Here is an 11866-nt window from a genome sequence, read left to right as displayed (position 1 = left end):
AAGGACCGGCTCGCGACCTCGGGCGGAGCCGCCGGGCACGGCGTCCGCGAGGTCACTGGCCACGGCTGCGGCACGAAGCGCATGCGCCGCAACGCGTCGACAATGCGCCGATGGATCGCCGCGCCCCTTCCCGCCCGCTCGTCTCGCTGGTCGCCGCGGTCGCCCGCGATGGCGGCATCGGTCGCGATAATGGCCTGCTCGTGCATCTGCCCGAAGACCTGAAGCATTTCAAGCGCACGACGCTCGGCGCGCCCATCGTGATGGGTCGCAGGACCTGGGACGCGATCGGCCGACCGCTGCCCGGCCGGCGCAACATCGTGATCACCCGCGACCCCAAGTGGCATGCCGACGGCGCCGAGCGCGCCGCGAGCCTCGACGCCGCGGTGACCCTCGCCGCCCCGGCGCCCAAGGTCTACGTGATCGGCGGCGCCCAGATCTACGCACTGGCGTTGCCGGATGCCGACGAGCTGGTGCTGACCGAACTCGACGCCGAGTTCGACGCCGACACCTGGTTTCCAGCGTGGCCGCGCGAGGCGTTCCTCCAGCAGCCGGGCGAGAGCCACGTCGCGCCGCAGGGTTTCACCTATCGCTTCGTCACCTACTCGCGCAAGCGTGCGCAGGACAGCCACACCACCATGGAGACGCGATGAGCACCGCCAAGCCGAAGGGCCTCTGGGCCAACATCCACGCCAAGCAGGAGCGCATCGCGCACGGCAGCGGCGAACGCATGCGCAAGCCCGGCAGTCCCGGCGCGCCGACCGACGGCGCGTTCGAGAAGGCCGCCGAGGGGTCCGGGCATCCGGTCGGGAAGACGGCACGCAAGGCGGCGAAGAAGGCGCCCGCCAAGAAAGCGGCAGCCCGGAGGACCGCTCCTGCGAGGAAGGCAGCGCCCGCCAAGAAGTCGACGGCGGTCAAGAAGGCTGCATCGGTCAAGAAGGCTGCACCAGCCAGGAAGGCTGCGCCGGCCAAGAAGGCGAGCGCTGCGGCCAAGAACGGAGCGGCGAAGAAGGCGTCGTCGGGCACCCGTGCCGGCGCGGGCAAGCGGGCCGGCAGCGGCGCTGCCGGCAAGACGGCAGCGGCCAGGAAGAGCGCGGCGACGTCTTCCAGCAGGCCCGCCGCGAAGAAGCCGTCGGGCCAGTCCGCTGCCGCGAAGAAGGCGCCGAGCACGAAGACGGGCAAGACCAGCGCTGCGAAGAAGGCGTCCGGCCGCAAGCCGGGCGCCGGCAGTCGTTGACTGCGGCGGGCCGCGTGATGCACGAGCGCGTCCTCGCGAGCGCCGGCCGCGCCCGCCTCCGCTCGCTCGGGCGCCGCTTTGCGGCGCTCGCGCTGGCGATCGGTATCGGCGTGCCCGTCTGCGCCCGCACCGGCTCCGGAGCCGGACCCGGGGCGGCCCCGAGCGCGCGTCCGGCGGCGACGTTGCCGGCGCCAGCCTACGAGCAGACGCCGGCTTCCTCCGACGGTACCGGCAAGCGCTTCATGGGGCGCGAGATCGCGCAGGTGATGGGCTGGGCGGGCGCAGCGTGGCTCGAGCGTGCCGAGCGCGAGCGCGAGGAGCGCACCGACCTGCTCCTCGGCGCGCTTTCGCTGCGCCCGGGCATGCAGGTCGCCGACGTCGGTGCCGGCACCGGGTTCGTGGCGCGCCGCATCGCTCGCCGCGTCGGCAGGACGGGCCGCGTGTGGGCCGTCGACGTGCAACCCGAGATGGTGGCCGCGAGCGACGAGCTCGCCCGCCGCGACGGCCTGCCGCAGGTGCGCGGCGTGCTCGGCAGCGAGACCGAGATGCCGCTGCCGCCGTCGAGCGTCGACCTGGCGCTGCTGGTCGACGTCTACCACGAGCTCGCGTACCCGGTCGAGGTGATCCGCAGCGTCGTGCGCACGCTCAAGCCGGGCGGGCGCCTGGCGCTCGTCGAGTACCGTGCCGACGACCCTGCGGTCGCGATCAAGCCGCTGCACACGATGAGCGAGACACAGGTGCGCCGCGAGATGGCGGTGCACCCGCTCGCGTGGGAGCGCACGGTGCGCCTGCCGCTGCAGAACGTCGTGATCTTCCGCCGCACGCGCTGAGCGCCGCGGCGGATCGCCCCGCCTCAGTCGTCGAGCCCGAGCTCCTGGATCTTGCGGGTGATCGTGTTGCGGCCGATGCCGAGCTTCTGCGCCGCCTCGATGCGGCGACCGCGCGTGATCTCGAGCGCGGTGTGGATGAGCTGCGCCTCGAACTTGCGGGTCATGATGTCCCAGACCATCGGCTCGCCCGCCTGCAGAAGCTTCCGCGCGTCCGATTCGAGACCGCGCAGCCAGCCGCTCAGCTCGTCGCTGCGTTCGCCGCCGATGCCGTCGGTGCGAACGTCGCGCGGCGCCGTCGCACCGACGGTCAAGCCGTCGAAGCCGCTGTCGGGAGCGGCCGCGCCCTGCGCCACGAAGCTCTGCGGCGGCTCGCCGGGCGGCTGGTCGAAGGCCGGCGCCGGCAGCGCGGTCGGCATGCCGGTCGCGCCGCCCGCCGGCAGCGCCTGCAGCTCCGGCGGCAGGTCCTTCGGCTCGATCAGCTGGGCCGGCGCCATTACCGTGAGCCAGTGGCAGATGTTCTCGAGCTGACGCACGTTGCCGGGAAAGTCGAACTGCATCAGGCGGACGAGCGCGGCGTCGGTGATGCGCTTGCCCTCGACGCCGAGCTCGCGAGCGCTCTTTTGCAGGAAGAAGCGCGCCAGCGGAGCGATGTCCTCGCGGCGTTCGCGCAGCGCCGGCAGGCGCAGGCGGATCACATTGAGGCGGTGGAACAGGTCTTCGCGGAACGCGCCGGCCTTGACGCGCTCCTCGAGGTTCTGGTGCGTGGCCGCGATCACGCGCACGTTGCTCTTCATCGGGTTGTGGCCGCCGACGCGATAGAACTGGCCGTCCGACAGCACCCGCAGAAGGCGCGTCTGCAGGTCGAACGGCATGTCGCCGATCTCGTCGAGGAAGAGCGTGCCGCCGTCGGCCTGCTCGAAGCGGCCGCGCCGGGTCGTCTGCGCACCGGTGAACGCGCCGCGCTCGTGGCCGAACAGCTCGGATTCGAGCAGGTCCTTCGGAATCGCCGCCGTGTTGATCGCGACGAACGGGCCGTTGGCGCGCGGGCTGTGCTTGTGCAGCGCCTGCGCGACCAGTTCCTTGCCGCTGCCCGATTCGCCGGTGATCAGCACCGTGACGATGCTCTGCGAGAGGCGCCCGATGCCGCGGAACACGTCCTGCATTGCCGGCGCCTGGCCGAGCATCTCGGGCATGTCGGCCGGCACGGCGTCGTGGCCGCGCTCGTCCTCGAGGCTTTCCTCGACGGCGCGGCGGATCAGGTCGACGGCCTTGGGCACGTCGAACGGCTTGGGCAGGTAGTCGAAGGCGCCGCCCTGGAACGCGCTGACGGCGCTGTCGAGGTCGGAGTAGGCGGTCATGATGATGACCGGCAGCTCCGGATGGCGCTCCTTGATCTTCGACAGCAGGTCGATGCCCGAGCCGCCCGGCATCCGGATGTCGGACACCAGCACCTGCGGTGCGTCGTCGTCGAGCGCGGCGAGCACGTCGCGCGGATTGGTGAAGCTGCGCACGGCGAAGGCCTCGCGGCCGAGCGCCTTCTCGAGAACGAAGCGGATGGATTGATCGTCGTCGACGATCCAGATCGGTTTCATTGAGGGCCCGTGGTTGGTCGTGACATCGAACGGCTGGCCGGGCGATCCGGACGCGGCCAAGGCCCCCGCGACCGGGTCACTGCATCGGGATCACGATCTTGAAGATCGTCTGGCCAGGCACGCTCTCGAACTCGATGGTTCCGTGGTGCTGTTGGATGAAGGTTCGCGCCAGCGTCAGGCCAAGCCCGGTACCCCCATCGCGACCTGAAACCAGCGGAAAAAATATGCGCTCCCGAAGCGCCTCGGGAACACCCGGGCCGTTGTCCTGAATATGCAATTCCAGTGCCAGTCGGTGGCGCTGCTTGCCCAGCGTCACCTGGCGGGCGACCCGGGTGCGGAAGGTGATGCAGGCGTCGCCGGCCTCGATACGCTCGGTGAGCGCCTGCGCAGCGTTGTGCGCGATGTTGAGCACGGCCTGGATCAGCTGCTCGCGGTCGCCGCGAAATTCGGGCAGCGACGCGTCGTAGTCGCGCACCGTCGTCAGGCCGCGCGGGAACTCCGCGAGGATGAGCGAGCGCACCCGCTCGCACACCTCGTGGATGTTGACGTCGCTCACCACGTGCGGCTCGCGGTGCGGCGCGAGCAGGCGGTCGACCAGCGCCTGCAGGCGGTCCGCTTCCTTAATGATGACCTGCGTGTACTCGGTCAGGAGCTTCGACTCGCCCTCCATCTCGAGCAGCTGGGCCGCGCCGCGGATGCCGCCGAGCGGGTTCTTGATCTCGTGGGCGAGGTTGCGGATCAGCTCCTTGGTCGCGTCGGCCTGCTCGAGCGCGCGCTCCTCCCGGTCCTGGCGGGTCTGCTGCTCGACCTCGAGCAGCTCGACCACGACGTTCGACGACCCCTCCATGCGGTTGACGATGGCGTGCACCGGCAGCGGCTCGACGTGGACCGCGCCCGGCCGGCGCAGAACGGCCTGCAGGCGGCTCGTCGAGAACACGTTGTTGCTGACGGCGGCGACGGTGTCGCGCAGCACCGCAGGGTCCTGCACCCAGTCGAAGATCGAGCCGCTCTGCACGTTGCGCCGCGACAGGCCCAGCACGCTTTCGAACGACGCGTTCGCGAAGATGCAGTCGCCGTCGGGACCGACGATCGCGATCATCGTCGCGAGCAGATCGAGCGCGCCGTAGAGCGCCGATGCCGAGCGCACATCGTCCGGCGCGCCGACAGCCTTCACTTGGGCAGCTTCTGCATCTCGCGACGGATTGCCGCGATGTCGCTTTCCTTGCGCGCGATGGCCGCCTTCATCTCGGCCACGCGGTCGGCGTACTTCTGGTAATTGCGCTCGTTGCCCTGGCGTTCGGGCTCGCCGTTGTTGAATTCCTTCTGCATCGCGGAAAGCCGTTCCTCTTCGGTACGCAACTCGGTCTCCAGGATGCGCCGGGCGTCGCTGTCGCGCGCTCGCTGCGCCGCCGGGTCGATGCGCGCGGCGGCCGGACCTGCGCTCGCGGGCGGCGCCGCCGAGCCCGCGCCGGACGGCGCTGGCGCCGGCGCCACCTGACGCGGCCGCGGCGACTGGATCACCGTGATCGGCGCACCCTCGATGCGCTGGCAGCCCTGCGCGGCCGCTTCCTTCGCGCTGATCGTGTTCTTGTAGTCGTTGCCCGGGCAGCGGTACATCTCCTGCGCGCCGGCGTCGAGCGCCGCGCCGCCCGCGATCACCAGCGCGAGCGCGGCAGCCTGACGCGTCGTCCTGACAAAGCTCATCCGATCCTCCAGCCGATGCGGTCCGCCGGCGGGTGCCGGCAAGGCGCGCGGATTGTCCCGCAGCGAGCCCTCGCCTTCATGCAAGACCCCGCGCACCGTCGCGCTGCGGCGGGTCATCCGGCACGCCGGCCGCCACCGGCGTCGGATCGCCGCAACAGGCAGACGCGGCACCAACGAAAAGGGACGCCGCGGCGTCCCTTGTTCGAGTCGAGCCCTGCTCAGAGGCTGTAGTAGAGATCGAACTCGACCGGGTGCGTCGTCATGCGGAAGCGCGTCACCTCCTGCATCTTCAGCTCGATGTAGGCGTCGATGTAGGCGTCGGTGAACACGCCGCCCTTGGTGAGGAACGCGCGGTCGTTGTCGAGCGCCTCGAGCGCCTGGTCGAGGCTCGAGCAGACGGTCGGGATCTTCGCGTCCTCTTCCGGCGGCAGGTGGTAGAGGTCCTTGGTCGCCGCCTCGCCCGGGTGGATCTTGTTCTCGACGCCGTCGAGACCGGCCATCAGCAGCGCCGAGAACGCGAGGTACGGGTTCGCCAGCGGGTCCGGGAAGCGCGCCTCGATGCGGCGGCCGCGCGGGTTGGCGACGTACGGGATGCGGATCGACGCCGAGCGGTTGCGCGAGCTGTACGCGAGCTTGACCGGCGCCTCGAAGCCCGGAACCAGCCGCTTGTAGCTGTTGGTGCCGGGATTCGTGATCGCGTTGAGCGCGCGCGCGTGCTTGATGATGCCGCCGATGTAGAACAGCGCGAACTCCGACAGGCCCGCGTAGCCGTCACCGGCGAACAGGTTCTTGCCGTCCTTCGACACCGACTGGTGCACGTGCATCCCCGAGCCGTTATCGCCGACGATCGGCTTGGGCATGAAGGTCGCCGTCTTGCCGTACGAGTTGGCGACGTTCTGGATCACGTACTTCTGCAGCTGCAGCCAGTCGGCGCGCTCGACCAGCGTCGAGAAGCGGGTGCCGATCTCCATCTGCGCCTGCGCCACCTCGTGATGGTGCACCTCGACCGGAATGCCGAGCGATTCGAGGATCAGGCACATCTCCGAGCGCATGTCCTGGAACGAGTCGATCGGCGGGGTCGGGAAGTAGCCGCCCTTGACGGTCGGGCGATAGCCCGAGTTGCCGTGCTCGTAGTCCTTGCCCGTGTTCCAAGAGCCCTCTTCGGACTCGATCTTCACGAAGCAGCCCGACATGTCGACCTGCCAGCGCACGCTGTCGAACACGAAGAACTCGGGCTCGGGGCCGAAGTAGGCGGCATCGCCGAGGCCCGAGGCCTTCATGTAGGCCTCGGCGCGCTTGGCGAGCGAGCGCGGATCGCGCTCGTAGGGCTTGCCGTCGCTCGGCTCGACCACGTCGCAGGTCAGGATGAGCGTCGGCTCTTCGAAGAACGGGTCGATGTTGGCCGTGTTCGGGTCGGGCATCAGCTGCATGTCCGACGCCTCGATACCCTTCCAGCCGGCGATCGACGACCCATCGAAGGCATGGCCGGAGGTGAACTTGTCTTCATCGAAATGCGAGACCGGCACCGTGACGTGCTGTTCCTTGCCGCGGGTGTCGGTGAAGCGGAAGTCGACGAACTTGACTTCGTTCTCCTTCACCATGTTCATCACGTCGGCGACGGTCTTGGTGGCCATCAATCAATCTCCTGGGAGTACTGGCGGGGGTTTGTGGGAGCCCGGGCAGCCCGGCAAGCGCGGGAGCGGACCCTAAGTGCGCACAGAAATGTAGCAGTAAGCATGCCAGTGGACGTCGCTGACGAGGCGTCCGGCGCCGCGCGGTGCAGGCAGAGCCTCGGAGCGTCCGCTACGGCATGCAGGGATAGGGCTGAGATGGATCCGATTGGTGCAAGGCGACGCTGGTGCGTGTCAACGCACCAGCTCGGGGCCAAGCTCGGCACCATGTTGGCGCAGTCCGGTCAGCAGCGCTGAATAGGCTGCATCAAGGCTCACCGCCGCGCCTTTGACGCCCAGCTCGATGTGCCGCCCCCACTGCGGATGGTCGACGCTCGGCAGGCTGAACACCTTCACGCCGGCGTAGGCGGCTTCGATCTGCTCCATCAGCGGCGTGAGCGCCGCCTCCATCGCGCCGAAGACGATCACCGAGCGTTCCCGCGTGGTCTGCTCCGCGTGCAGCCCCGCACAGCGCACGTCGAGCGCCCACTCGATCATCGGCCAGGCCATGACGGGAAACCCGGGCACGAAGTAGACCCTCGCGTGCGGGTCGGCACCCGGCGCGGTGCTCGGCATCGAGAACCCGGGGATCTTGTTGTACGGATTCGGGACCAGCTCGGCGCCCTGGGGGAAGACCGCCATGTTGAGGCGATGCCGGTTGTCGTCGCGCTCGGGCTCGTACGGCGTGCCCTGCTCGCGCGCGACGTCGCGCATGCGCTCGAGGATCAGCTCGCGGCCTCCCGGGTGGAGCTCGAGCGGCACGCGGAGCGCCGCGGCGGCGCACTGACGCGTGTGGTCGTCGGGGGTCGCGCCGATGCCGCCGCACGAGAACACCAGATCGCCGGAGGCAAACGCGTCGGCGAGCGTCGCGGTGATCAGCGCGGGGTCGTCGCCGACGATGCGGACCCAGGCGAGCGCGAGGCCACGAGCGGCGAGGATCTCGATGACGCGCGGCAGGTGCTTGTCGGCGCGCTTTCCCGAGAGGATCTCGTCGCCGATGATGATGAGGCCGATGTTCATCGCAGGGGTGGGTCCGGCGCACGCAGCGCCATCGAAGTGGTCGAGCCGCGATTCTCCCCGGCCCCGGTCGCCGCGGCACGCAGCGCGTTCAGCGCCGCCAGCAGGTAGTGCGCGAACCAGAGCGCCGAGAAGGCGAAGATCAGGGTGTAGAGCCAGATCGAGACGACGATCAGGAGCGGTGCGAACACCAGCGTCATCGCGCCGAGCGCCCACAACAGGGTCGGCGCGGCACCCAGGTAGCCGGTCACGATCCCGATCGCGAGCAGCGGCCAGCGCAGCTGAACGACGAGGCGGCGCCGCTCGCTCGCGCTCGCGTGTTCGGCGAGCACGTCGAAGCTGAGCACACGCGTGGTCAGCCAGCCCCAGATCAGCGGCGGCAGGACCACGCCGAGCGGCGGGATGAGCCAGAACGGCACGCTCACCGCCAGCGCGACGACCGCGACCAAAGTCCAGCCGAGCGACGCGCGCACGCCCTGCCAGAAGCTGCCGCCGCGGCGCCGCTCGAGCTGCGGAAAGCGGCGCGCGGCGACCAGGCGCACCAGTGCCGGCGTCATGAGGGCGGCGACCAGCACCAGCGAGGCGAGCACGATCACCGGCAGCGCCAGCGCGACCACCACCAGCGGTGCGAGCACGCTGCGGAACGAGCCGAAGCCGATCGCGTCGAGCCAGGCGAAGAGCGGCGCCAGCAGCGCCCATCGCTCGAGCGTCGCTCGCACGGCGTCGATCCCCGGCTCCCAGAAGAACCAGCCGAGGGCCGCCGTCGCGCCGGCGACCAGCACCAGCGGCAGCAGCGAGAGCCCGATGACCTTGGGATGCAGGCAGTACGCGGCGGCCCGCCAGAACGCGTCGACGATCCCCTTCATCGCCGCGAGTGTCGCCGCGCCCGCGGCCGAGGATTCAGCGCGCGCCGAAAAGCCGGCGCAGGCCGAGCCATTGCTGGCGCCAGAAGCCATCGCCGTAGTCGCGCCCGCCGTGCTCCGGGAGCTGGTCGCGGATGCCGGTGGGCGGGAAGGTGTCGGCGAACTTCGCGCTGCGGAACACGATGTCCCAGAGCGGAAACAGCACCGCGAAGTTGTGGCCGCCGAGGCTGTTCGGCCCGGCCGACTCATGGCCGACGCCGATCGCGTGGTGCAGGCGGTGATAGCGCGGGCTCACCAGCAGCCGTTCCAAGGACGCGAAACCGATCCGCACGTTCGCGTGCGCCAGGCTCTCGAGCAGCTGGGTGCAGACCACGATCGCCACGAACTGTCCGGGCGCGACGCCGATCGCATGGGCGAGCATGACGAGGATGCCGTCGCGGATCAGGTCGTCGAGCAGGTGGCTGCGGTTGTCGCTCCACATGGTCATCTCGCGCTGGCTGTGGTGCAGCGCGTGCAGCGCCCACCACCAGTTGGCGGCGTGCTGGGCACGATGGATCCAGTAGCCGGCGAAGTCGAGCACCACCAGGTAGGCGACAAGGCCGAACCAAGCGGTGTCGGTGACGCCCGGCCACCAGCGGCCGACCAGCTCGTCGAGTTGCCAGACCTGCCAGCCGACGAGGCGCAGCTCGGCGAAGGTCCAGTCCCAGAGCGGGTCGACCAGGAAGAACAGCAGCACGCGAAAGAGGCCCAGCCGGTGCACCAGTGTGTAGAGGATGTCGGTGCGCACGCCACTCCTGTCGGTGACGGGAGCGACCGGGCGCCAGCGCTCCAGCGCGCCGATGCCGCCGATCAGGACCGCGATCTCGATGACTCCGACGAGCAGCCAGCCGGTCGCGGCGAACGCGTCCTCGAGCAGGTTGCCGAGCCCGATCGCGAACATCACCGGCGCGACGGCGGCCTCGAAGACGGTCTGCTGGGCGGCGCCGAAGACGTCGGCGAGGCGGGTCACGAAGGCGTCGATCATTTGCCTTGGAGGTGCGAGCGGTAGGCGGGGTGCTCACGTAACGTCGCGAAGCAGAAACCGGTGGACCGGAGTTTCGCGATCAGCGGCTCGAGCACCGCGGGCGCCCACGCGTCCTTGCGCGACCAGATCCCCAGGTGGGCGAGCAGGATGTCGCCGGGCCGCACGTCGCGCAGCGCGCGCTCCAGCAGCTGCCGGTTCGATGCGCGCTCGCTCGGCAGCTCGTCGCCGAGGAAGCCGGCCGGGCTCCAGCCGACGTGCAGCCAGCCGCAGCCGCGCGCGGCGGCGAGCAGCGCGGGCGAGGTCTTGCCGCCGGGTGCCCGGAAGATCGGCAGCAGTGCCTCGCCGGTGATCGCGCGGAAGCGTTCGGCCGAGCGGTTCAGCTCGGCGCAATAGCGCGCGGCGCTCCAGTCGCTGGCGTGGCCGGCGTCGGCGCCGAACGCCGGCTTCATGCGAAAGCCCGCCGCTCCGCGGTCGGCGACCCAGTAGACATGGTCGAAGGTGTGCGAGCCGAACGCATGGCCTTCGGCGACACGCGCCTTCCACCACGGCGCCCAGCGCTCGTCGAGGCTGCTGCCGCCGTCCAGCGTCGGCTCGTTGGCAACGAAGAACGTCGCCTTGACGCCCTGGCGCGCCAGCACCTCGGCGACCAGGGGCGCGACCCCCATGTGGCCCGTGTCGAACGTGAGGTAGAGCGGGCGCTCGCCGGCCGCGCCGCGGCAGGTGCCGCAGTCGGCACCGAACGCCGGAGCGGCGGCGAGCGCGATGGCGAGCGCGGCGCGACGCGCCGCCGCGCCGGCGCCACCCCGAGCCCGGCGTCCCGGCGCGAGGCCGCGCGCGTCAGCGCCTCGAGGCATGGTCGAGCGTCCAGACGCCGTGCGGCGACCGGCCGACCGCGACCTGCCGCGCCACCACCTTCTTCTCGAGGTCGATGAAGGTGAGCTTGCGAGCCCAGCGCGAGGTCGTCATCAGCGTCTTGCCGTCCGCCGACACTTCCATGCAGTCCGGCCCGCCCGGCGCGGGGTAGGTGTCGGTCACGGCGAGCGTCTGCAGGTCGATCTGGCTGATCGTGTTGGCGACACGGTTGCTGACGAACACGTGGCGGCCGTCGCCGCGGGCCCGGAACGCGTGCGCGCCGGCGCCGGTCTGGATTCGCTTGACGAGGCGCGGCGTGGCCGCGCTGACGTCGTAGACCTCGACGAACTCGTCGCCGGTCATGCCGACCAGCAGCAGGCGGTCGTCGGGCGAGAGGTACACGTCGGCCGGCATCTTGCCGACCGGACTCTTCCAGCGCGGCTTCTGCGTCCCGAGGTCGATCGCGATCAGCTCGTCGCTGTCCTGCAGGCTCGCGTAAAGCGTCGTGCTGCGGCTGTCGATCATCAGATGGCTGGGCGTTCGCGGCGCGACCACGCGAGCGGCCAGCTTGAACGGCTCGGCCGCGTCGCGCTCCCAGCGGTAGATATCGATCCGGTTGAGGCGGTTCGACGCCGTCACCAGCCACTTCATGTCGGGCGAGAAGCGCAGGTGGTACGGGTCGGGGATACCGGTCACGGTGCGCTGGATCACCGCCGTGCGCGGGTCGATGAAGGTCAGCGAGTCGGCGAGCGCGTTGGCGACGACGAGCGAGCGCTCGTCGGGCGTGAGATAGAGGTGGTGCGGCTCCTTGCCGGTCGGCAGGCGCTGCGTCTCGGTGAAGGTGACGGGGTCGATCACGCTGATGGTCGCGTCGAGCGAGTTCAGCACGAAGATCGGCCGGGCGGCATGCGGCTCGGGGGCGGCGTGCGCGAGAGCGAACGACCACGCCAGCAGCCCGGCCGAGACGAGCCGGCGCGCCGGACCAGACAACTGCAACGTACCCACCGTAAGACGCAACCGAGCCAGAACCAGCGCGGCAGTGTACGGGTGGCATGCGGCGCGCAGCGATCGGCTTTGGCC

12 protein-coding genes are annotated in these 11866 nt (G+C 70.3%); 3 read left to right on the top strand and 9 right to left on the bottom strand.

Going from position 1 to position 11866, the window contains the following annotated elements; translation table 11 throughout:
• The first annotated feature begins 110 nt into the window (after positions 1-110).
• Genes HQN59_RS20635 through HQN59_RS20625 form a run of 3 tightly spaced genes read left to right on the top strand, consistent with a single transcriptional unit; the run spans position 111 to position 2064 of the window.
• Entirely contained in the window at positions 111-650 is a 540-nt protein-coding gene (locus HQN59_RS20635) for a dihydrofolate reductase (protein WP_176071009.1), read from the top strand.
• On the top strand, positions 647-1234 hold the full coding sequence (locus HQN59_RS20630) for a histone (RefSeq protein ID WP_176071008.1): 588 nt from the start codon (positions 647-649) through the stop codon (positions 1232-1234). Before HQN59_RS20635 ends, HQN59_RS20630 begins: the two co-directional genes overlap by 4 nt.
• 17 nt (positions 1235-1251) lie before the next feature.
• Positions 1252-2064 carry a class I SAM-dependent methyltransferase gene (locus HQN59_RS20625; RefSeq protein ID WP_176071007.1) on the top strand — a complete coding sequence of 271 codons (813 nt, stop codon included), beginning with the start codon at positions 1252-1254 and terminating at the stop codon, positions 2062-2064.
• Positions 2065-2087: 23 nt separating this feature from the next.
• On the opposite strand, the gene ntrC is transcribed toward HQN59_RS20625, so the two are convergent.
• From ntrC to HQN59_RS20580, 9 genes are all read right to left on the bottom strand, one after another.
• Positions 2088-3656 carry a nitrogen regulation protein NR(I) gene (ntrC, locus tag HQN59_RS20620; RefSeq protein WP_176071006.1) on the bottom strand — a complete coding sequence of 523 codons (1569 nt, stop codon included), beginning with the start codon at positions 3654-3656 and terminating at the stop codon, positions 2088-2090.
• A gap of 76 nt (positions 3657-3732) precedes the next feature.
• Positions 3733-4755 (bottom strand): nitrogen regulation protein NR(II), encoded by a 1023-nt coding sequence (gene glnL / locus HQN59_RS20615; protein WP_176071088.1) that lies wholly within the window; start codon positions 4753-4755, stop codon positions 3733-3735.
• 71 nt (positions 4756-4826) lie between these two features.
• On the bottom strand, positions 4827-5360 hold the full coding sequence (locus HQN59_RS20610) for a hypothetical protein (protein ID WP_176071005.1): 534 nt from the start codon (positions 5358-5360) through the stop codon (positions 4827-4829).
• A 218-nt stretch (positions 5361-5578) separates the two neighbouring features.
• Entirely contained in the window at positions 5579-6994 is a 1416-nt protein-coding gene (gene glnA / locus HQN59_RS20605) for a type I glutamate--ammonia ligase (RefSeq protein WP_176071004.1), read from the bottom strand.
• A 231-nt stretch (positions 6995-7225) separates the two neighbouring features.
• The gene (locus tag HQN59_RS20600) at positions 7226-8050 is read right to left on the bottom strand and encodes a competence/damage-inducible protein A (RefSeq protein WP_176071003.1); all 825 of its coding nucleotides are present in this window, start codon (positions 8048-8050) and stop codon (positions 7226-7228) included.
• Positions 8047-8913 carry an EI24 domain-containing protein gene (locus HQN59_RS20595; protein WP_176071002.1) on the bottom strand — a complete coding sequence of 289 codons (867 nt, stop codon included), beginning with the start codon at positions 8911-8913 and terminating at the stop codon, positions 8047-8049. Before HQN59_RS20595 ends, HQN59_RS20600 begins: the two co-directional genes overlap by 4 nt.
• Positions 8914-8947: 34 nt before the next feature.
• Entirely contained in the window at positions 8948-9934 is a 987-nt protein-coding gene (locus HQN59_RS20590; RefSeq protein WP_176071001.1) for a sterol desaturase family protein, read from the bottom strand.
• The gene (locus HQN59_RS20585) at positions 9931-10788 is read right to left on the bottom strand and encodes a polysaccharide deacetylase family protein (protein WP_176071000.1); all 858 of its coding nucleotides are present in this window, start codon (positions 10786-10788) and stop codon (positions 9931-9933) included. Before HQN59_RS20585 ends, HQN59_RS20590 begins: the two co-directional genes overlap by 4 nt.
• A complete protein-coding gene (locus tag HQN59_RS20580; protein ID WP_246295067.1) occupies positions 10772-11740 on the bottom strand; it encodes a YncE family protein in 969 nt (322 codons plus the stop codon). The genes HQN59_RS20585 and HQN59_RS20580 overlap by 17 nt, the downstream gene beginning before the upstream one ends.
• Positions 11741-11866 lie beyond the last annotated feature (126 nt).

Source organism: Rhizobacter koreensis, from assembly GCF_013366375.1.
In the GTDB taxonomy this organism is placed as follows: Bacteria; Pseudomonadota; Gammaproteobacteria; order Burkholderiales; family Burkholderiaceae_C; genus Schlegelella_A; species Schlegelella_A koreensis.
This window is presented reverse-complemented; position numbering and strand designations above follow the sequence as displayed.